Source organism: Acidaminococcus intestini DSM 21505 (assembly GCF_000425045.1).
Taxonomy (GTDB): Bacteria; Bacillota; Negativicutes; order Acidaminococcales; family Acidaminococcaceae; genus Acidaminococcus; species Acidaminococcus intestini.
Map to the genome: position 1 here is coordinate 16,973 of NZ_AULA01000027.1, position 21,917 is coordinate 38,889.

19 protein-coding genes, 2 rRNA genes and 1 pseudogene are annotated in these 21,917 nt (G+C 49.7%); 2 read left to right on the top strand and 20 right to left on the bottom strand.

Annotation, left to right across the window (positions count from 1 at the left end):
* Window positions 1–44 precede the first annotated feature (44 nt).
* From ylxM to recG, 9 genes are all read right to left on the bottom strand, one after another.
* Entirely contained in the window at window positions 45–410 is a 366-nt protein-coding gene (gene ylxM, locus H503_RS0108295) for a YlxM family DNA-binding protein (protein ID WP_009016011.1), read from the bottom strand.
* A 62-nt stretch (window positions 411–472) separates the two neighbouring features.
* Window positions 473–922 carry a hypothetical protein gene (locus H503_RS0108300; RefSeq protein WP_009016010.1) on the bottom strand — a complete coding sequence of 150 codons (450 nt, stop codon included), beginning with the start codon at window positions 920–922 and terminating at the stop codon, window positions 473–475.
* Between the two features lie 3 nt (window positions 923–925).
* On the bottom strand, window positions 926–1,573 hold the full coding sequence (thiE, locus tag H503_RS0108305) for a thiamine phosphate synthase (protein WP_009016009.1): 648 nt from the start codon (window positions 1,571–1,573) through the stop codon (window positions 926–928).
* The gene (thiM, locus tag H503_RS0108310) at window positions 1,570–2,382 is read right to left on the bottom strand and encodes a hydroxyethylthiazole kinase (protein WP_009016008.1); all 813 of its coding nucleotides are present in this window, start codon (window positions 2,380–2,382) and stop codon (window positions 1,570–1,572) included. Before thiM ends, thiE begins: the two co-directional genes overlap by 4 nt.
* On the bottom strand, window positions 2,379–3,185 hold the full coding sequence (gene thiD / locus H503_RS0108315) for a bifunctional hydroxymethylpyrimidine kinase/phosphomethylpyrimidine kinase (protein ID WP_009016007.1): 807 nt from the start codon (window positions 3,183–3,185) through the stop codon (window positions 2,379–2,381). The genes thiM and thiD overlap by 4 nt, the downstream gene beginning before the upstream one ends.
* A 76-nt stretch (window positions 3,186–3,261) precedes the next feature.
* Window positions 3,262–5,253 (bottom strand): transketolase, encoded by a 1,992-nt coding sequence (gene tkt / locus H503_RS0108320; protein WP_009016006.1) that lies wholly within the window; start codon window positions 5,251–5,253, stop codon window positions 3,262–3,264.
* A gap of 129 nt (window positions 5,254–5,382) precedes the next feature.
* Window positions 5,383–7,452, bottom strand: a complete 2,070-nt coding sequence (gene fusA, locus H503_RS0108330) for an elongation factor G (RefSeq protein ID WP_009016005.1) — start codon at window positions 7,450–7,452, stop codon at window positions 5,383–5,385.
* Between the two features lie 208 nt (window positions 7,453–7,660).
* Complete coding sequence (locus H503_RS0108335; RefSeq protein WP_009016004.1) at window positions 7,661–8,365, bottom strand: TVP38/TMEM64 family protein; 705 nt, start codon at window positions 8,363–8,365, stop codon at window positions 7,661–7,663.
* A 16-nt stretch (window positions 8,366–8,381) separates the two neighbouring features.
* Window positions 8,382–10,478, bottom strand: coding sequence for an ATP-dependent DNA helicase RecG (gene recG / locus H503_RS0108340; RefSeq protein ID WP_014128126.1), 2,097 nt, complete (start codon window positions 10,476–10,478; stop codon window positions 8,382–8,384).
* Between the two features lie 182 nt (window positions 10,479–10,660).
* On the opposite strand from recG, the gene rpmB reads away from it, so the two are divergent.
* Complete coding sequence (gene rpmB / locus H503_RS0108345; protein WP_009016002.1) at window positions 10,661–10,852, top strand: 50S ribosomal protein L28; 192 nt, start codon at window positions 10,661–10,663, stop codon at window positions 10,850–10,852.
* Window positions 10,853–10,907: 55 nt separating this feature from the next.
* On the opposite strand, the gene H503_RS0108350 is transcribed toward rpmB, so the two are convergent.
* From H503_RS0108350 to H503_RS0108390, 9 genes are all read right to left on the bottom strand, one after another.
* Window positions 10,908–11,342, bottom strand: coding sequence for a zinc ribbon domain-containing protein (locus H503_RS0108350; protein ID WP_014128125.1), 435 nt, complete (start codon window positions 11,340–11,342; stop codon window positions 10,908–10,910).
* A gap of 4 nt (window positions 11,343–11,346) precedes the next feature.
* Window positions 11,347–11,835, bottom strand: a complete 489-nt coding sequence (locus tag H503_RS0108355) for a PTS sugar transporter subunit IIA (protein WP_014128124.1) — start codon at window positions 11,833–11,835, stop codon at window positions 11,347–11,349.
* A 107-nt stretch (window positions 11,836–11,942) separates the two neighbouring features.
* The gene (locus tag H503_RS0108360) at window positions 11,943–14,021 is read right to left on the bottom strand and encodes a polyribonucleotide nucleotidyltransferase (RefSeq protein ID WP_014128123.1); all 2,079 of its coding nucleotides are present in this window, start codon (window positions 14,019–14,021) and stop codon (window positions 11,943–11,945) included.
* A gap of 154 nt (window positions 14,022–14,175) precedes the next feature.
* Entirely contained in the window at window positions 14,176–14,622 is a 447-nt protein-coding gene (sufU, locus tag H503_RS0108365) for a Fe-S cluster assembly sulfur transfer protein SufU (protein WP_026385670.1), read from the bottom strand.
* 21 nt (window positions 14,623–14,643) lie between these two features.
* The gene (locus H503_RS0108370) at window positions 14,644–15,864 is read right to left on the bottom strand and encodes an aminotransferase class V-fold PLP-dependent enzyme (protein ID WP_009015997.1); all 1,221 of its coding nucleotides are present in this window, start codon (window positions 15,862–15,864) and stop codon (window positions 14,644–14,646) included.
* Window positions 15,827–16,948: a SufB/SufD family protein gene (locus tag H503_RS0108375; RefSeq protein ID WP_009015996.1), complete on the bottom strand. Its 1,122-nt coding sequence runs from the start codon at window positions 16,946–16,948 to the stop codon at window positions 15,827–15,829. The genes H503_RS0108370 and H503_RS0108375 overlap by 38 nt, the downstream gene beginning before the upstream one ends.
* 14 nt (window positions 16,949–16,962) lie before the next feature.
* Window positions 16,963–18,396, bottom strand: coding sequence for a Fe-S cluster assembly protein SufB (gene sufB / locus H503_RS0108380; protein WP_014128121.1), 1,434 nt, complete (start codon window positions 18,394–18,396; stop codon window positions 16,963–16,965).
* 16 nt (window positions 18,397–18,412) lie between these two features.
* On the bottom strand, window positions 18,413–19,150 hold the full coding sequence (gene sufC / locus H503_RS0108385; protein WP_026385671.1) for a Fe-S cluster assembly ATPase SufC: 738 nt from the start codon (window positions 19,148–19,150) through the stop codon (window positions 18,413–18,415).
* A 317-nt stretch (window positions 19,151–19,467) separates the two neighbouring features.
* Window positions 19,468–20,871 (bottom strand): GntP family permease, encoded by a 1,404-nt coding sequence (locus H503_RS0108390; protein WP_016459749.1) that lies wholly within the window; start codon window positions 20,869–20,871, stop codon window positions 19,468–19,470.
* Window positions 20,872–21,446: 575 nt separating this feature from the next.
* Here H503_RS0108390 and H503_RS12855 point away from each other — a divergent pair.
* Window positions 21,447–21,542 (top strand): annotated as a pseudogene (locus H503_RS12855) (transposase); the annotation flags it as partial.
* A 61-nt stretch (window positions 21,543–21,603) separates the two neighbouring features.
* Here the strand turns inward: H503_RS12855 and rrf are convergent.
* Together rrf and H503_RS0108405 are read right to left on the bottom strand one after the other, a co-directional pair.
* Window positions 21,604–21,720 (bottom strand): 5S ribosomal RNA (gene rrf, locus H503_RS0108400).
* 83 nt (window positions 21,721–21,803) lie between these two features.
* Window positions 21,804–21,917 (bottom strand): 23S ribosomal RNA (locus tag H503_RS0108405); the annotation flags it as partial.

Below are 21,917 nucleotides of genomic sequence, written 5' to 3' on the forward strand. Positions count from 1 at the left end.
GATAAACAGCAAGGTGTCAAGTATTTTCCCTTGACACCTGATTTTCATGCATCACCCATGACCTTATGGATGATGTCTTCAATTTTTTGAAGCCGTTCATCCCCTAGTCCTTCTTCCTTGAGCGCACCCAGGAGATGGAGGGCCCCCCGCAGTTCAAACTGCATGGATTCTTCCTTTTGGAGGACGCGGAGCTTCTTTTCATACTTTTCAAGGGACTCCTCTACTCGCTTTAAGAGATCATAGACAGCCTGCCGGCTTGTTCCGCCGGCATCAGCAATCTCGCCAAGGGACAGGTCATCATAAAAATACTGTTCCATGATTTTTTGCTGCCGCACCGTAAGAAGACTCCCATATACATCATAAAGTCTGCCAATGCGGATCCTTTTGGCAAACAGCGTCTCATCCTGCATGAAGCTTTTTCCCTCCTAGGAAAAAGGAATGTGGGAGGAGAACTTCCTCCACGGATCCTTTATCATGATACTGATGGGTCATGTCCTGACCCATCGAAGAGATTCTTTTCAAGGGACGGAGCAGACGCCACACGAGGCTTTTTGACAGCCTTTGTCCTACGTTTTCTCCTGCTTCTGCCAAAAAGCCCCAAGGCCTGTTCCCGTTCCTTTTCCCGCCGTTTCTTTTCTTCCTTGTTGCGATCCCAATAGACATAATGACGGGTATAACGCTTTAAGAGCGCACTGTCCGGATTGCTTTCCTTTTGGAGATTGCCTAGGCCATAAGCTTCGGCAATCATCTTGCCCAAGGTTGCATTGACGCTGTGGGCCGAATAGGTTTTCACCGCTTCCTTGTATTCCTTCAAAAGGGCCGGGTCGCGCTCGATGAACAGGAAGATTTCATCAGTCAGGCGTTTTGTAAAAGCGGTAATGGCCTTCCGCCCCAAACGTTCAATCTTTCTTTTTTCCCGCATAGGCTACTCCCCTTTGCGCAGAGCCTCATAGGCCATCTTCATGGCCTTTACCGTTGCTGTGATGTCTTCAGCGCCGAGAATGGAACTGATCATGGCGCAGCCTGCGGCCCCGCACTTCATGACTTCCGGGAATTCCTTTTTACCGATACCGCCGATTCCAACAATGGGAAGGGAAATGGCCGCAATGATTTCCCGGAAGGGACCGAGGCCTAGACAGGACGCATCCTTTTTAGTCTCTGTTGGGTAAAGGGCGCCCACGCCGAGGTAATCGGCGCCGCCACGAAGGGCCGCCTGCGCCTCTTCAAGGTTATGGGCAGAAATACCGATGATGGCATCATTTCCTAATTCCTGCCGTCCCCGGGCAAGGGATTCATCGCTTTGTCCCAAATGGACCCCATCAGCGCCGATGGCCTTGGCGCAGGCAATATCGTCATCGACAAGAAGCGGTACGTCGTAGTGGTCGCACAGGATCTTGACCTTGCGGCCAATGGCAATACGTTCTTCCGTCGTCACGTCCTTTTCCCTCAGCTGGACCAAAGTAATGCCCGCTTGGAGGGCTTCTTCGACAGCTTCATAAAAATCGCGGCCCTTTTTGTCCGTCACCTTTCGGTCCGTGACCAAATAGAGGCTGTAATCAATGGTTCGTTTCATTTTGCTGGCCCTCCTTTAAAAAGGTTATAAAGCCTATGCCCCTCGTGTTGGCTGATGGCATCCATCAAATGGGCCCGGAAGGTCCCAGGGCCGGGAACGTCCTTTTCCGCAAGTTCAGCTCCCGTATTCATGACCGTAAGGCCCCATAGGGCAGCATAAAGGGGGGATTCAGGATAGACTCCCAGGGCTGCCGCCATAAGCGTTCCCGTCATGCAGCCAGCCCCCGTAATCCGGCCCAGATAAGCCGTTCCATTATGAGCCAGATAAGTTACGGTTCCGTCGCTTACAGCATCAGTGGCACCCGTTACAGCAGCCGTGCAGTGAAACTTGCAGGCCAAAGCTTTGGCAATCCGTTCCGGATGGTCATCAGAAAGGGAATCCACGCCCTTTCCCCCTTCGCCCTGCCAAGAAAGGAGGGCCTTTCCTTCGGCACTGTTGCCCTTGATGACCGTGATGGCCCCAGTCTGAAGCAGGGTACGGGCCGCATCAAAGCGGAAGGACGACGACATGACCCCAACAGGGTCAAGCAGGATAGGCCGTCCACAGGCAGCGGTTCCGACAAGGGCTTTTTTCATGGCGCCATAGGTTCGTTCATTCATAGTTCCCAAATTGAGGACCAAAGCGTCAGAAAGCTGTGAGATGGCGGGCATTTCCCCTTCCTCGTCAGCCATCATGGGAGATGCCCCAATGGCAAGGGCCGCATCCGCACAGAATCCGGCCGTCACATAATTTGTTATGTGATGAACCAACGGATGATGGGACCGCATGGCCTCACTGATGGAGCAAAAGGCCTTTTCAAGGGGCATCATTTCCCAATCCCTGCCTTTTCATAAAGAGAGACAAAGTGATGGATAGGGCCGTGCCCATGACCGACAGGAAGGCCATGCTCAATGCCGAGTGCCACATAGTCCTTGGCAAGTTGAGCCGCTTCTGGAAGGGTGTGGCCCAAAGCCAATTCTGAAGCAAGGGCGGACGATAAACTGCAGCCCGTTCCATGCGTATTGGAGTTATCGATATGACGGCCCAAAAGCCAAGTCCCGCGCCCATCTTTTTCCAAAAGATAGTCATCAGCAGTCTGGGCAAGATGACCGCCCTTAAGGAGCACAGCCGCACCGCAGGCATCTAGGATTGCATGGGCTGCCTTTTCCATATCGTCTTTTGAGCGGATTGTCATGCCTGATAGGACTTCTCCTTCCATCATATTCGGCGTGATGACTGAAGCAAGGGGCAGGAGCTTTTCCAAGAGGGTCCGCCGGGCCGTCTCCTCAAGAAGATAGGCTCCGCTTGTCGCCACCATGACCGGATCGACAACAAGATAGGAAGGTACATAGGCTTTCATCTTTTTCGCAATGGTCTCGATGATGGGCGTAATGGAAACCATGCCCACCTTGACGGCATCGACATGAATATCGGAAAAAACTGCATCAATCTGGGCGGCGACAACTTCAGCGTCAATATTTTGGATTCTCGTAACGCCGGTCGTATTTTGGGCGGTTACTGCAGTAATAACACTCATTCCAAAGGTGCCATGGGCAGCAAACGTCTTTAGATCAGCCTGGATTCCCGCGCCGCCGGAGGAATCAGAACCTGCAATGGTGAGCAGATGTTTCATGATGGATCTTCCTTTCCTGTACAAAGAGCGTCCTGCCAATTTGACAGGACGCCAAGAACCGTAGGAGCCGGGCTCCCTACTTTACTTTGCGGACCATATCAACGATATGATCAACGGTGAATCCATATTCTTTATAGACCGTCTTACCCGGACCAGAAGCGCCAAATGTATCGATACCGATGACGTGGTCCTCGCTGCCCGTATAGCGGGCCCAGCCCGTACGGACACCTGCTTCGACGGCAATCGCCGGTACATCCTTGGGAAGGACGCGGCGTCTGTAGGCTGCACTCTGGCTGTCAAAAAGATCCCAGCTGGGCATGGAAACAACTTGAACGCCGATATGACGTTTCGTCAATTTTTTCTGGGCTTCAAGGGCTAAATGAACTTCACTGCCTGTAGCAATGATAACGGCCTTGAGGTCTTCTTCTTTCGGGCAAGGGCTCAGGATGTAAGCGCCTTTGGGTGCACCCTTAGCAATCACTTTGGCATAATCATGAAGAACGGGCATACCCTGACGGGTAAGAAGCAGACAGGTCGGACGGTCTTTTGTTTCACAGGCCGTCTTCCAAGCAGCCGCTGTTTCAAGGGCATCAGCAGGCCGAATGACGGAAACGTTAGGAATCAGCCGCAGGCTCATGGCCTGTTCAACAGGCTGATGGGTCGGACCATCTTCACCGACAAAGATGCTGTCGTGGGTAAAGACAAAATGGCTGCCAATGCCCATCAGTGCGGCCATACGGATAGCAGGACGCATGAAATCAGCAAAGACAAGGAAGGTCGCGCCAAAAGGCAGGAGCCCGCCGTGGAGGCTCAGCCCATTGACGATACAGCCCATGGCATGTTCGCGGATTCCAAAGTGGATATTGCGGCCTTCCGGTGTTCTCGCGGAGAAGAACCCCTTGCCCTTCATTTCAGTCTTGTTGGATGGCCCAAGGTCAGCACTGCCGCCGACAAGGCTTGGCAGTGCATCGGCAAGGCTTTGCAGGACTGTACCGGAAGCAGCACGTGTAGCCGCGCTTTCCGTACCATCAAAGATAGCCATGAGTTTCTTGAGATCAAGATCGACCTTCCCATTCATGCGGTCCACCAGTTCTGCTGCAAGATCAGGATATTTTTTGGCGTATTCATCAAGAAGGGCTTCCCATTCAGCCTCTTTTCGTTCTGCCGCGGGAATCTTTTCTTCGAAATGAGCCCGCACTTCATCAGGCACATAGAAGGACTTTTCCGGATCCCAACCGGCGGCTTTTTTAGTGGCAGCCACATTCTCAGCGCCCAGCGGTTCGCCGTGCGCACTGGCCATATCCTGGCGCGGACTGCCAAAACCAATATGGGTGGGAACAATAATGAGGGAAGGACGGTTCTTTTCTCTTTTGGCTTCCTTGATGGCTTTGGCCAGTTCTTCCACATCCTCAGAGGTAGAAACACGCAATACCTGCCATCCATAGGCAACAAAACGAGCCCCCACGTCTTCCTTGAAGGCAATGTCCGTATGGCCTTCGATAGTGATCTTGTTATCGTCATAAAGGAAAATTAATTTGCCTAGTCCCAGCGTCCCTGCAAGGGAAGCGGCTTCAGAAGCAACACCCTCCATCTGGTCGCCGTCGCTTGTGATGCCATAGGTATAATGGTCTACCACGGGGAACCCCTTTTTGTTGTAGCGGGCAGCAAGCATCTTTTCTGCCATGGCAAGACCTACGGCCATGGCAAATCCATGACCTAACGGACCGGTTGAAACATCAACACCGGGCGTGACCCCATATTCCGGATGGCCCGGGGTCAGGGACCCCCACTGACGGAATTGTTTCAAATCATCAAGGGAGACCTTGTATCCAGCCAAATGAAGCATGGCATATTGCAGGGCAGAACCATGGCCTGGCGAAAGAACAAAACGATCGCGGTCGAACCAAGACGGATCCTTGGGGTTCACCTTCATGAAACGATCCCAGATCGTATACATAAGCGGAGCCGTTCCAAGGGGAAGGCCGGGATGGCCGGAATTGGCAGCCTGGACTTCATCAATGGACAAGAAACGTAAGGTATTGATGCTTTCTTGATCAATTTTTTTCATGAAAACAATATTCCTCCTACCATAACTCGGATATTGGGTCTTTCCTTACGATTATAGGATATTTGGCTTGGTTTCGCAACAAAGCTTCCAAAAAAGGGGCCGCTGCCTGCGGCAGCGGCCATGACGTGCTTATTTTCCTTCTTTTTCCTTGGCCTCCTCAATGATCTTTTCAGCCATTTTTGGCGGAACGTCCTCATAATGATCGAACTTCATCTCAAAGGTTCCGGTTCCTTGGGTCAAGGCACGGAGGTCAACTGCATAATCAAGGATCTCCGCATATGGCACTTGGGCCTTGATACAGCTTCTTCCATCTTCAGCGGTCTGCATACCCATGATGCGGCCCCGCTTGCTGTTAAGGTCGGAAATAACGTCGCCAGTAACCCGTTCATCACAGTAAACATCAAGGTTATAATACGGTTCCATAAGAACGGGTTTTGCTTCCGCGCAGCCTTTCTGGAAGGCTTGGTTAGCCGCCACCTTAAAAGCCATTTCCGAAGAGTCGACCGTATGATAGGAGCCATCAAGAAGGGTGATCCTGATATCAACTACAGGATAGCCCGCAAGGACTCCATGTTCAACGGCTTCGCGCATACCCTTTTCTACGGCTGGGATATACTGGCGAGGAACGGCACCGCCGAAGATTTTATCGACGAATTCAAAGCCTCCACCAGGCGGCAGCGGTTCAAGCCGAACCACAACATGACCATACTGACCATGACCGCCCGTTTGTTTCTTGTATTTGCCCTCAACCTCTGCCGTGCCGCGGATGGTTTCCTTATATTCCACAATCGGTGCACGAAGTTCTGCTTCCACACCAAACTTGCGTGTCATCCGCTCCATGATGATTTCAAGATGCTGATCCCCCATGCCACTGATCAGCGTTTCCTTTGTTACGTTATTGCGAGTTACAATGAAGGTCGGATCCTCATCCATGAGTTTTGTGAGAGCGCCGGCAATCTTTTCTTCATCACCCTTCTTCTTCGGATAAATGGCCCGGCTGTACATAGGCAGCGGGAATTCAATGGGCTTAAAGAGGACGGGGTTGTTCTTGTCACTTAAGGTATCGCCCGTTGCCGTGAACTGGAGACGGGAAATGACCCCAATATCACCGGCTACAATCTGTTTCATAGGAATCTGCGTCTTCCCGCGCAAGGTAAAGACAGGCCCGACTTTTTCCATTTCCTCACGGCTGGCATTATAGACCGCACTATCCGCCGAAATGGCACCGGAAAAGACCCTGACAAAACTCAGACGGCCCACAAAGGGATCTGCCGTTGTCTTAAAGACGAGAGCAGCCATAGGTGCGTTCGAGTCGCGGACTTCCGTTTTGCCGGTGGTCGGATTTTCCACTTCAAAATCATTGAGAACGGAGGGGAAAGTATAGTTTACGATGGCATTCAGGCAGCGGCCAAGGCCAATGTTCTTATACGCACTGCCGCAGAGCACAGGGAAGATGATGCCTTGCCGGATACCTTTAACAAGGCAGTTCATGATGACATTGTCTGGAATTTCCTCACCTTCAAGGTATTTTTCCATAACCTCATCATCGGCTTCGACAGCCGCTTCCACCATCTTGCTGTGAGCATCGGCGACCCAGTCCTTCAGTTCATCCGGGACTTCGATTTCATCGGCTCCATTGCCGTTGCCGCGGTAGGCCTTCTGATTGAAGACGTCGATGACACCACAGAAATTCTCTTCCTTGCCCAAAGGCAGATGGAGCGGCAGAACCCGTTTACCAATCTTGGTCCGGAGGTTATCCATGATTTGATCAAAGTCAGCATTTTCACGGTCCATCTTATTAACGAAAATCAATCGAGGCAATCCGGCTTCTTCTGCGAGATTCCAGCATTGTTCCGTTCCAATCTGGACCCCGCTCGTTGCACTGACCACTATGAGCACACTGTCAACGGCGCGGAAAGCGCCCTTTACTTCAGCTACGAAATCAGCAAATCCCGGGGTATCAAGGAAGTTGATCTTGACATCGTTCCATTCAACAGGCGCAAGGGTCGCACTGACAGAAACACCGCGCTTGATTTCCTCTGGCTCAAAGTCCGTTGTTGTCTGTCCATCCTCCACTTTGCACATCCGGCTGATGGCGCCGCTGCGATAAAGCAGGGCTTCCGTAAGGGAAGTCGTCCCTGCACCGCCGTGCCCTACAATAGCAACGTTCCTGATTTTATCACCTGTGTACTCTTTCACGTTATTGCCCCCTTTATATCGAATCTATTCGTAACAATCTCATGGTATCCTTTTTCGCTGATTTCTTGGAATTTTCCTTCTTTTCTTGCATGACTTTCCTTAACGGTAAAAAACGCCTCTTAATCTGTATAGTAAGTTACAGATCAAGAGGCGTTTCACTGCCGTGAATATTAGGTTTAGAAAGGATCTGAAACGAAGCGATAACATCCTAGGACGATTTCTTCTCCTTCCGTTTCCGGTGGTACAGAAGTCCCCCATAGACGATGATAACAAGGGTAGTCAAGACGGCAAGGCGGTCCATATGGGCCCGGAAATTGACAACATCATGCCCTACGACGACTTCAAGTGCGGTTGAAGGGAATTTGCCAATCAGATTGGCAATAATATAATCCCGTGCGCTCATCCGGCTTACGGCGCCCAACGCGGTCAGGATTCCTGACGGAAAATAAGGCAGCGTCCGGGCAAGGGCCATAGCTGTAAGCCCGCCCTTGCTGCTCATTTCATCAAGGCGCTTCAGGTTATTGCTCTTTGTAATGAGCTTTTCCGCTTCATCACGCAAAAAATAGCGAAGCACAAAAAAATTAAGCACCACACCGACGGTTTCGGCCAGCCAGGATACAGTAATCCCAAGAGGCAGACCAAAGATAACACCATTTGCCGTTGATAAAAAAATGGAGGGCAAAAATCCGAGGGCATTGATGAGGACATCGAGAAAAAAGCTGACCACGATGGCCCAAGGGCCAAAGCTCCTCAGATAATCCGTTGTCTCCTTAAGATTGCCGCCGCGGGCCAAATGACACAGATTTTCCGTAACGCCTGGCGCAAAAACATGGATAGCCAACAGGCATCCTATAAGAAGCAGAAAAGTAATACATTTAAAGCTTCCGCTTTTCCAATTAATTTTTTTATTCATTTCATCCATCCTTCAGTCAGGAATTAAAAATCTGTTCAAACCGTCCATCAAACTGGGTGGTAGCGACGCCTTCCTCAATGAAACGGGCCCCTTGGGGATCGGCCATAATCCGTTTGGCATATTCCCGTGCTTCCACAAGGGTATCCGTATCACGAAGGATATCCGCAATATAGAGGTCGGGCAGCCCATGCTGCCGAACGCCAAAAAGCTGGCCGGCGCCTCTAAGTTCCATATCTTTCTCGGCAAGCAGGAAGCCATCACTGCAGCTGCGCATGATCTGGAGCCGTTCCAATGTCTGGGGCTGATTCGAACCGGTAAGCAGCACACAATACGATTGACTCGATCCACGACCGACACGGCCTCGGAGCTGGTGCATCTGGGCCAGTCCAAAACGATCCGCCCCTTCAATGATCATCAGCGTCGCATTGGGTACATTGACGCCAACTTCAATCACCGTTGTAGCAATGAGGACCTTGGTCTTTCCACTCACAAAATCAGCCATGACCGCATCCTTTTCCTCTGCTTTGAGGCGTCCGTGAAGGAGGCCGCAGGGAATACCCTTCAAAAAAGTCTGGGTCAGTTCCTCATATAGGTCTGTCGCGGATTTTGCATCGACCGTGTCCGAACCCTCAATCAGAGGGGCCACAATGTAAGCCTGATGCCCTTCTTTCACTTGATGGATAAGGCCAGCATAGACATCGGCCCGTTTTTCATCGGTGTAGCACAAGGTCTTGATTGGTTTGCGTCCTGGTGGGAGCCCCTTCATAAGAGACACATCAAGATCCCCATAAACGGTTAAGGCAAGGGTTCGCGGAATGGGCGTCGCTGTCATGACAAGGACATGGGGTGTATAGCTTGATTTTCCCGACAAGCGGGATCGCTGCTCCACGCCAAAGCGATGCTGTTCATCCGTTATGGCAAGTGCCAAGGAGTGAAAAGTAACGGCATCTTGGATCAGAGCGTAGGTCCCAACGACGGCCTTGATGGTGCCGTCAGCAAGTCCCTCCAAGACCTCCCGCCGAGCCGCTTGCCCCAGGCTCCCCGTAAGCAGGGCTGTATGGATGCCCAAAGGTTCCAAGACCTTCTGCATTTCTTTGTAATGCTGCTCTGCAAGGATTTCCGTTGGTGCCATCAGACAGCCTTGATAGCCATTTTCAGCAGCTTTAGCAAGCGCCAGCATAGCGACAGCCGTCTTTCCTGAACCAACATCACCTTGGAGGAGACGATTCATGGGTTCAGGACTTTCCATATCATCATTGATTTCCTGCCAAGCTTTTTTTTGGCTTTCCGTCAAGGTAAAGCCTAAATGGTCCAAAACAGACTGCCATAAGGGCCCGCAATGACCCATCTTGATACCTAGGCTCCTTTTCTTGATGTTGGCTCGATGGTGCAGAAGCCCACACTGGATAAAGAAGAGTTCCTCAAAAATGAAGCGTCTTCTTGCTTCTTCCATTTTTTCCAAGGACGGCGGGAAGTGAATGGCTTCCAAGGCCTCATAGCGGGAAAGGAAGCCTTTTTTTCTCATGATCCAATCAGGCAGGCATTCAGGGAGATGGTGCTTTGCAAGAAGCAGGGCTTGGCGCACAGCAGAACGCACATTTTTTTGGGTAAGACTGCCGCTTAAGGCATAGGTCGGCAGGATACCCGGAGCTTCCGGATGCTCATCTTTGACCTTGGAAATGACAGCCTGAGTGACAGCCTTGGCGGTTCGTCCCGGACCGACTTTCCCAATGACAAGGACATCATCCCCATTTTCCAGATACCGTACGGCATAGACCTGGGCCCCAAAAAGAAAGATTTCGGCAAAAGCCGTCCCATCGCTGACCACGACTGACGCATAGCGCATATTCCGAGCACTGCGCCGTTTTATGATGCGGGCAATCTGTCCGCGAAAAAGCTGCATGGAACCATCAAGGGTCAGTTCCCGGATTGTCTTTACATGAGAATAATCAAGATAACATCCTTGACGGGGAAAATGATTCAAGAGGTCTCCAATCGTCACAATTCCTAGTCCTTCGAACTCAATCGCCTTTTTAGGACCAATCCCTTTCAAGGAGGAAACGGGCTTTTTCCACCATGGCAGTGACTGGGTTTTGGCATCTATTTTTTTCATTGATGGATCCCTCCTCTATGATTTCTTTTAATCATACCAGATTTTCTGTCCTAATGGGGGCATTTCCTATGGTCTTCAGGATTTCACCAAAATTTACTTGCAAGAAACTCTTTGTTTGTGTTAAAATACTTGCATTGAGTTAAAAATTAGCATTGCCTTATTAGCTAGAAGGAGGTGGGACCATGGCATGCATCTGTGATATCTGCAAGAAAGGTGAGCTGAGCGGCAACAATGTCAGCCATTCCAATAGACATGTGAAACGTTCTTGGAAGCCTAACATTCAAAAGGTCAAAGCAGTTGTAGACGGCGAAGTCAAGAGCGTTAATGTTTGCACTCGCTGCTTACGTTCCGGCAAGGTGACCCGCGCCATCTAAGCTAGAGGAAACGGTAGGAACCAGTTACTTCGGTAACTGGTTCTTTTTTATTTCTTTACGCCAAAAGATTGCCGCAGTAGGGGCAGAATCTGGCATCATGAGGAACCTGACGGCCACAGTGAGGACAAGGACTGTCCTGCGTATACGCCTCTATTTTAGCTTCAAGCCGTTTCATGAAGGCTTCTGTTTCCTTATTTTGTGGCCGGAAGCTATAGACCTCAATCCGTTCCTTATGAATATCAAGGATGACCTGACAGCCTTCTTCTACGGGCGTCACAACGAGGGAAACCTCTTTTTTCTTTGGCTCGCCAAAAAGAAAGGTTTTTTCTCCCGTGAGGAGACTTCCCTGAAAAAGATGCTCCTTTTCATCCACTTCCTTTAGGCTGATTTCCATCTCCCGGGCTGTATCAAGGGCAAGCTGCCAAATGACAGTGACAGGAAGACGATATTTCCGTTCGATAAGGCTGCCGCCGCTGCCGTTGATTTCCATGGCTTCACTCCTCCTCTTCCTTGACAGAAACAATGGCGTCTTTTCCGCTTTCAACACGGGTTCCTTCTTTTTGCAGCAGCGTAATGGATGCCGCGCCACCCGTCACAACAAGGGGAGTCACAGGATTCATTTTCTTGCTGGCAAGAAGGGAAAGATCAACCTGAAGAAGCCCCTGTCCCCTTGAGACGGAATCACCTTCCTTTACAAGGGCATCAAAGCCCTCCCCCTGTAAGGAAACGGTGTCGATTCCCACATGGATCAAGACTTCCACTCCCTTGGTACTCGTCAGGGCAATCGCATGTTTCGTATCCGGGACATAGGCAATCGTACCGTCACAAGGTGCGGTTACAAGACCGTCTTCAGGCATGATGGCCGCTCCCTCCCCTAGGGTCTTTTGGGAAAAGACGGCATCAGGCACCTTTTCAAGAGGAATCACACGTCCCGTCATAGGGGCCAATAATTCTGTTTTTTTATGGAAATTAAAAAATCCCATTGATGATCTCTCCTTACAAGTTGAAACCCATTCTACCATCTGGATATAGCAAGAAAGGGGCATGTTCGTGACTTTTTTCAGAACATGCCCCTTTTTAGGGTCAAGAATCAGTGGCTTTGCAGCGCCGCTTTGCGGGACAGGTTCATGCGTCCCTTAGCGTCGATTTCAACGAGCTTAACAACAATTTCATCACCCACGTTTACCACGTCTTCCACTTTTTCCACCCGTTCCTTGGCGAGTTGCGAAATGTGGACCAAGCCTTCCCGGCCAGGCATGAATTCAACAAAGGCGCCGAAATTCATCAGGCGTGTGACTTTACCTGTATAAATCTTTCCAATTTCCGGTTCAGCCGTAATGGCATTGATGGCTTCAATAGCTTTGTTGGCAGAGGCCTGATCAGCAGCAGCTACGTAAACCGTTCCATCTTCCTCGATATCAATCTTGGCACCGGATTCCTCGGTGATTTTCTTGATGACCTTACCGCCCGGTCCAATCACATCCTTGATCTTGTCCGGATTGATCTTGAGGGTCGTAATTTTTGGTGCATGTTCCTTGAGGGAAGGCCGCGGTGCCGGGATACATTCAAGCATCTTGCCGAGGATATAGGCACGGCCCTTGCGAGCCTGTTCAAGTGCCTGTTCAAAGATCTGACGGTTGATGCCGTCAATCTTGATATCCATTTGGATGGCCGTAATGCCTTTTTCCGTACCGGCAACCTTGAAGTCCATATCACCATTGGCGTCTTCAAGGCCCTGAATATCCGTCAGGATGGTAATATCATCCCCTTCCTTGACAAGGCCCATGGCCACACCGGAAACAGGAGCCTTGATTGGCACGCCGGCATCCATCAGGCTGAGGGTGCTGGCGCAGGTACTGGCCATGGAGGAAGAACCGTTCGATTCCAGGACTTCTGAAACCAGTCGGATCGTGTATGGAAATTCCTCTTCCGAAGGAATAACCGGAAGCAAGGCCCGTTCTGCCAGGGCACCATGGCCGATTTCGCGGCGGCCCGGACTGCGCAGGGGTTTTGTTTCACCGACGCTGTAGGGCGGGAAATTGTAGTGGTGGATGTAACGTTTTGTCAGCTCCGTCCCAAGGCCATCAAGGGTCTGGGCTTCGCGGAGCGGCGCCAAAGCAAGGCAGTTGAGAACCTGGGTTTGACCGCGTGTAAAGAGGCTGCAGCCATGAGGCCGGGCCAAAAGACCAACTTCGCAGCTGATAGGACGTACCTCATCAAGGGCACGGCCGTCCGGACGGATCTTATCATGGGTAATGATGTGACGAAAGACCTTCTTGACAAGCTTCTGCACAATATGGGCAATATCGATTTCACTTTCAGGATAAAGCTCCACAAAATGTTCCAGGATCGCTTCCTTGGTTTCGGAAACCATCTTGTCGCGATGAAGCTTATCGGGATCCATGAGGGCATCGTGGATCTTCGGTTCACCGTATTCCATGATTTCCTTGGAAAGGGCTTCAGGCGGCACATAAGGGGTAAATTCCATCTTGGGTTTGCCTACTTCAGCCTGAATCTGTTCCTGAAAAGCAACCAGTTTCTTGATTTCTTCGTGTCCAAACAAGATGGCATCAAGCATGACCTGTTCGGAAACTTCCTTGGCCCCAGCTTCAACCATGAGAATGGCCTCTTTGGTTCCGGCAACAGCAACGTTCATTTCGCTGACCGCAGCCTGCTCAAGGGTCGGGTTGATGATGAATTTTCCATCCACGCGGCCAACACGGACACCGGCAATCGGACCTTCAAAAGGAATATCAGAAATGGAAAGAGCGCAGGAAGCACCGATCATAGCAGGAATATCAGGTGCATTATCGGGATCGACGGACACAGCCGTTGCAACAATCTGCACGTCATTATGATAGCCATCAGGAAACATGGGACGGATTGGTCGGTCAATGAGACGGCTCGTCAGGATAGCCGTTTCAGGCGGACGGCCCTCTCTTCTCAGGAAGCCGCCAGGAATCTTCCCGACAGCGTACATCTTCTCTTCAAAATCAACCGTCAGGGGAAAGAAATCAACCCCTTCCCGCGGTGTATCCGTACCGGTGACAGCAACCACAACGGCTGTTTCCCCATAGCGGATGAGAACAGACCCATTGGCCTGCTTGGCAATCTTGCCTGTTTCGATGGTAAGGGGTCTGCCCCCCAGCTCCGTGCTAAATGTATGCATCCTCTGCATCCTCCTTATTGACTCGTTAAGCATTACCCATAGATTATACTACAAACTCAAAAAACTTTGTATAGAACTTTACGGATTTTCCGTTCGTTGCAGACATAAAAAAGCTGCCATACCCGTTTGGGTACAGCAGCCAATAGCCCATATATTATTGTTCGGAGGCTTCCTTATCGTCGGAAAGGGCTTCTTTCAAAGTATGCCAAGCAAGAACCGCACATTTGACGCGAGCCGGCATATTGGAGATATTCTTCAAGCTGATGGCATCTTCCAATTCTTCCAGTTCATCGTCATCGGTCACTTCCCTTTTGATCATATCGAGGAAAAGATTGACCAGACGGAGTGCTTCCTTGACGGATTTGCCCTTGATGAGGTCAATCATCATGTCTGCCGAAGCCTGGCTGATGGCACAGCCATGGCCCGTATAGGCCGCATCCTTGACGATGCCGCCTTCGATATCGGCCTGGAGGGTAATGTCATCACCACAGCTCGGATTATGTCCATGCTCCTGGAGCGTGAACTTATCCAAGGCACGTTTGTTCATCTGGTTCTGGTTATGTTCCAGAATGATGTCCGAATAAAGTTGATTCATATCCACGCTGCTCATTGTATCACCCTTTTAATCCTTGAATCCCATCTGTTTCCGAACAAGAGGAAGCTTGTCCAGGAAGTAGTCCACTTCTTCGATGGTGTTATAGATATAGAAACTGGCACGATTCGATGCTTCGACATGGAGGTGATGACCCAAAGGCTGGGCGCAATGATGGCCGCTGCGAATAGCAATGCCATAGCTGTCAAGGATCGTCGCCACATCGTGAGGATGCACACCGTCAATGGTAAAGGCAATGACACCAACCTTTTCTTCCGGATCTTTGCTGCCCAAGATATGGACATAAGGAAGCTTCATTAGGCCTTCAAGGCAGTGCTTGGTCAATTCATATTCATGGCGCTCGATTTCATCAAAACCAAGGTCTTCAAGATAATCGATGGCTGCATGAAGAGCAACCGCTCCTTCCACATTTTCCGTCCCTGCCTCAAATTTAAACGGGACCTGTTCAAAGGTCGTACTCTGTTCCTGCACATATTCAATCATGTCTCCGCCAGAGAGGAAAGGTTCCATGGCATTAAGGAGTTTCTTCTTGCCATAAAGGACACCCGTGCCAGCAGAGCCCATCATCTTATGACCGCTGAAAGCATAGAAATCACAATCCCACTTCTGGACATCACTCTTCATGTGAGGTGCGGATTGGGCTCCATCAAGGACGGCAATGGCACCAACTGCATGCGCTTTTTCAATGATCTTTTCAATGGGGCGCTTCATACCAAGGACATTGCTGACCGCAGCAAAAGCCACGATTTTTGTCTTTTCGTCGATCTTTGCCAGGTCTTCATCCGTAAAATGGCCTTCTTCATCAAGGTACATATAAACAAGCTGGGCCCCTGTACGGCTTGCCACACGTTGCCAAGGCACAATATCGGAATGGTGCTCAGAAATGGGGATGACGATTTTGTCCCCTGTATGGAGATTCGCTTCCCCATAGCTTCTGGCCACTAGGTTCAGAGCTTCCGTCGTATTGCGGACGAAAATGACCTCATCGGCACTCTTGGCATTGATGAAGCGGGCAACAGCTTCACGGGCGCTGTCATACAATTCCGTGGCTTCAATGCTGAGGGTATGGGCCCCACGATGGGGGTTGCCATTATAGTGTTCCAATAGGTCCACCATGGCATGGATGACCTGATAGGGCTTTTGGGTCGTTGCCGCATTGTCGAAATAGACAAGGGGATGACCATTGACCTTTTTAGTTAAGATTGGGAAGTCTTTCCGTACATTTTTCATCGCAAATTCCTTTCTGGGTACAAAACTCCATTTTCTCCCGTACTGCCCGGAGAGCCTTGTTCGCCAGGGTTTCATCGCCTAACTGGTCAATGACCGGACGGATATTGGATTCAACAATGACAAGACGAGCGCCGTTTTCGCTGAGGCCGCGGCTCATCAGATAAAAAAGCATATCGGGGTCTACCTGGCCGGAACTTGCGGCGTGGTTGCCAACGACATCATCTTCCTTGCAAAGAAGCAAAGGAACGGAAATGGAATGGACGCCCTTATTAAGGAGCAGACATGTATCTTCTTCGTTGCCCACAGCTTTCTTGCCGCCTCGCAGAAAATCGATCGTGCCGCGGAAATATTTGCGGCTGGTTCCCATGAGAGCTCCCGTCGTGAGAATGTCCGTATTGGTCTTGATTCCTTGGGTCGGAACCCAATAGGAAAAATCAAAGAGCTGGTTTTCACTGCCAAGATACATGGTCTGACTCTTGAAGTCCGACTCGTCGTGATCAAGATCCGTGCGGACATAGACCAAGGTTTCCTTGCCGCCCACTTCAGCAGAGACAAACTTCACCTTGCTGCCCTTGCCATCATGGGTATAGCGCTGATCAATGTGACGGACATGGCTGCCATGGATCTGGACCTTGCTGACGTTCACATTTGCGTTCTCGCCAGCCTCTACATAAAAGAGGACATTAACGAGTCCGTCCGGGGCATCTCCTTCGAAAGTCGTAAAGACCTCGACATCGCTATTTTTGCCCGCCTTGATATAAAGCTGTCCCACAAGGGCAGAAACCGTCTCTGAGAGGCCGTAGTCAAGCCACACCTTGGCTTTTTCCCCATCCTTGACGCTGATTTCACAATTTACATTGCCCTTTTCCAAAGCATCCTTCATGGATTCCTGGCTTGCACCGGCAAAATCCTCCAAATTCGGAACGCGCCGGCCCGTAAAGAAAGTGACTTCAGCAGAGCCTTCATGCCGTTCTTCTACAGCAGCCTCAGGGACAAGCTTTACTTCCGGAGTTTCCAGTTCCTGATGGTTTACTCTCATCCAACGGAAAGTAGGACGAGGCAGTTCATTGAAAATCTGTTTCATGCTCTCCTACCTCCTTACATGGAACCTTTGAGTTCCAGATTGATCAAATTGTTCATTTCGACAGCATACTCAAGCGGCAGTGCCTTCGAAACCGGTTCAACAAACCCACGGACCAGCATGGCCCGTGCTTCATCTTCACTCAGGCCGCGGCTCATAAGATAGAAGATGGCTTCATCAGAAATGCGGCCGATCTTCGCTTCATGCCCAAGGTCCACATTGTCATTCTTGATGACAATGGCAGGGATCGTATCGGACTGGGACTGTTCATCCAGCATAAGGGATTCGCAGCTCACGTTCGATTTGGCCCCTTCTGCCTTTTCCCCAATGACCACGCTGCCTCGATAGATGCAGACGCCGCCATCTTTGGAAATGGATTTGGAATTGATGTTGCTCGTCGTGTTCGGAGCATTGTGAATTACCTTGGAACCCGTATCAAGATACTGTCCCTTACCGGCAAAGGTAACTCCTGTAAATTCGCAGTGGGCGCCTTCCCCATTGAGGATGCTCATAGGATACAGACAGGATGTATGGGAGCCGAAGGACCCAGTAACCCAATTGATGGTTCCGTTCTTACCAACGACGCAGCGCTTCGTGTTCATGTTGTACATATTCTTCGACCAGTTTTCAATCGTCGAATAAGTCAGAGTGGCTTCATCGCCAACAAAAAGTTCAACACAGCCGGCGTGTAGATTAGCCACGTTGTATTTTGGGGCACTGCAGCCTTCGATGAAATGAACCTTGGCCCCTTTACCGACAATGATCAGGGTATGTTCAAACTGTCCAGCTCCTGGCGCATTGAGACGGAAATAACTCTGCAGCGGAATTTCAACATCAATTCCGTCAGGAACATAGACAAAGGAGCCGCCGGACCAAACAGCGCCATGCAGAGCGGCAAACTTGTGATCTGTAGGCGGAACAAGCTTCATGAAGTGACTCTTGACGATATCTTCATATTCCTTAAGTGCCGTATCAAAATCTGTATAGACAACGCCCTGCTTGACAAGGTCTTCTTGGATGCTGTGATAAACGACTTCCGAATCATACTGGGCACCTACACCCGCAAGGGAAGTCTTTTCCGCTTCCGGAATGCCCAAACGGTCAAAGGTATCCTTGATATCATCAGGAACGTCGTTCCAGTCCGCCTTCATCTGCGTATCAGGACGGACATAGGTGACGATATTGGCCATATCAAGACCGCTGATATCAGGGCCCCACACCGGGTACGGCATTTGATTGTAGATATCAAGAGATTTCAGGCGGAAGTCGCGCATCCATTTCGGCTCATCCTTCTTTTCGGAAATCTCCTGGACGATGTCCGGTGTCAGGCCAGCATCGGTCTTATAGGAATACTTGAAGTCATTCCTGAAGTTATACATGTTTCCGAGATTGTCGACGGAATCGAAAATCTTCTTTTCCTCGTCCAATCCGGTTCTCTTTTCTTCCGACATAATGCTCACCTACCTATCAGTTCTTATAGGCGTCGTAGCCGTTTTCCTCGATCTCACGGATGAGGGAAGCATCACCGCTCTTGACAATCTTACCAGCAATGAGGACGTGCACCACATCGGGATGCAGTTTTTGCAGGACCTCACTGTGGTGCGTAATGATCAGGAGAGAGTTGTCCTCATTGTGATATTCGTTGACGGCCTCTGATACGATGCGGACAGCGTCAACATCAAGACCGGAGTCAATTTCATCGAGCATAGTCAGTTTCGGCTCGAGCATGGTCATCTGGAGAATCTCATTTTTCTTGCGTTCACCGCCGGAAAACCCATCGTTGACATAACGGTCCGCATAGGAGCGATCCATCTTAAGGGCATCCATCTGTTTATGCAGCTTCTTGCGAAAGGGCATGATTCGCTGGGTCTCACCGCTAACCGTGCTCTTGGCATTGCGAATGAAGTTTTCAACTGAAATGCCCTGGACGGAGATAGGATTCTGGAAGGCCATGAAGATCCCTGCCTTAGCCCGTTCGTTGACTGGTTCGTGAGTAATCTCCTTTCCTTCCAGATAGATATGCCCTGCTGTGACCACATATTTCGGATTTCCCATGACTGCGTTGAAAAGGGTTGATTTGCCAGCCCCATTGGACCCCATGATGACATGGGTCTCGCCCTTATTGATGACAAGATCAAGTCCCTTGAGGATTTCCTTTCCTTCGACAGCCACATGCAGCCCTTCGACTCGTAATAGTTCACTCATGTCTCTAACCTCTCTTACTTGTATGATCCTACGATAGAATTTAAATCATATTCCTTTACAGTGAATTCTACCTTATTCCGGTGCGTTCTGTCAACTTAAATGTTACAGTTAGCACAGTGGCCTATAAACGCATGAATCCACGGCGCAAGCGGAGCAATTCCCCCGTTTTTTCCATGATATCCTATCAAGATACCGGAATTCATTATAGGACATTTTTTCAAAATGTACAAGATATCATAGTGCAAATAGGGGGAATTCCTATCACAAAGAAAAGACTGTACGGAAAAGAGATCCCGTACAGTCTTTTGAGCTGCTTTTCAGCGAACAAAAAGATAGATGATATAGACATTAAGCATGGCAGCCAGCCCTGTCACAAAGGTTCCGAACGTCTGTGCCCGGTACCCATCTTGGACTTCCATATCACCAAAATTTGTAACAACCCAGAAATAGGAGTCGTTGGCATGGGAGACGGTCATGGCTCCAGCTCCGATGGCAATGACCGTTACCGCTGCAAGGATAGGAGTGCCAAGGCCCAAGGTCGTCATAAGAGGCGCCATGATGCCGGCTGTCGTTGTAATGGCCACGGTAGAAGACCCCTGTGCCGTCTTGAGGATAGCTGAGAGAATGAAAGGAAAGAAAATACCAAGACCAGCAAGCGTCGTCGAATTGGCCTTGATGAAGGCAACCATGTTGGTCGAAGCGATAACCTTGCCCAGAACGCCGCCAGCTGCCGTAATAAAGAGGATGGGGCCGCAGACTTTCAGGGTTTCATTCGTCAGTTCATAAAAAGCCTTGGCCTTGTCTTCCATGGGGCGGGACGCAAAGAGCAGAATGCCAAGAAGGACGCCGACACTGATGGCAATGATCGGGGTCCCGAGGAAGGTTACAATAGGGATCTTATTCCCCGCCATATTCATAGCGCTTGAAAGGGCCATCAGGAGAATCGGGACAATGATAGGTGCAAAGCTCATAAAAGCACTGGGAAGTTCACCATAGCTTTTCATCAGTTCTTCATAGGTTTCCGTCATTTCCCCGGCTTCACCGGCTTCCATAGTCTTTTCTTCCTTTGTTTTGATTTTACCGCCAATGTAGTTAGCATAGAAGTAGGCCGCAATCATCGGAAGAATGGAAGCACAAGCCCCCATAGCAATGACAAGGATCAGGTTCGTATCCATCTGCATGCCTTCGTAAATAGTGTTTGCCGCGGCAATCGGGCCGGGTGTAGGCGGGATGAAGCAATGGGTAATATAAAGCCCCATGCTCATGGCTACAGCAGTAGCAACACCAGAAGCATGCGTACGGCGCACTAAAGCCTTCCGGATCGGGTTCAGAATAACAAAACCACTGTCACAGAAGACAGGGATGGATACGATCCAACCCATAATGAGGACGGCAAGAGACGTATTGTTTTTCCCAACAAGCCGAACGACGCAGTCTGCCATCTTGAGTGCAGCCCCGGTCTTTTCCAAAAGGGCACCGACGAGTGCCCCCATAATGATGACAATGCCGATGCTATTGAAAGTACCAGCAAAACCAGCACTGACAACATCGGCAATCCCGAGGACTTTGCCCGTCTTAACCAAAGGAATGCCGCCAATAATGCCAAAGATAACGGAAACAGTCAAAATGGACAGGAAGGGATGAATGTTGTACTTAGAGATTGCAAGAATCATAATGATGATGGCAAGAATAAATGCAATCATAAGAGGTATACCTGTCAAAATAATCAACTCCTTTCAAATAATGGACGACCTTCCAGTCCCTTCTGGAAGGGGAAAAAGAGGGAAAAAGAAACCCCTCTCATTTCTTATACACAAGTATACACCGAATTTGCTCGATTGAATACAAAAAATTAAGAAAAATGTTCCACCTTGATATGAACTTTGATACATAACGAAGCGTCAAAAAGGAAGTCTGCCTATGATTTTGGAATTAACGTAAACGGAAATGAGCTGCGCCCAGTAAAAAAGGGGAATCATACGAGTCACCAAAAAATACGAAGACGCCTCGCCCTCAGGAAATACGTTACCAAAAAGGGACGAATAAATAAGTCTTTAGCTTGAACACTCCTTATGAAAAACATGATTAATGAAGGAAGCATTTCACTTTCACTTGGCTTATTGTAAGAATAGCTTCAAGGCGCTTCAATATGTACTGCATAAACACAGAGAAGACTATATGCGAAGTCTTCAAGATCAGATCCAAGGAATTCGCAGAGCAGGGTAAAAAATGGCTGACCGCAAGAAACAGATAGGCTGACTGCAGAGTCATATTTCCTGCTCCTAAGAAGAAAGAGATGGACATGTCCATGCAGTTTCGTTCAGTCATAAAAACAATCTTCCCCAAGGCGTGCATCGTGGCAGATCGTTTTCACATGATCCGCTTAGTCCAAGCTCTTAAGATCAAACATAAGAAAAACACCCCACTGCCTAAAGCAAGTGAGGTGTCAATCCAACCGGCAACTTCCTATCCTCCCGGACCGTTTCCAGTCGAGTACTTTCGGCGTTTAAGGGCTTAACTGCTGTGTTCGGCATGGGAACAGGTGGAACCCCTTAGCTATCGTCACCGGATTATGTTGTTGAAGGCATGAGCCCTCAAAACTTCATGAAGAGACTTCCTTGTCCTTTTCGGACTTCGATGAAAACTTGGCCCTTAAGTCAAGCCCTCGACATATTAGTACAGGTCAGCTTAACACATTGCTGTGCTTACACATCCTGCCTATCAACCTTGTAATCTTCAAGGTGTCTTACTAGATTACTCTATGAGA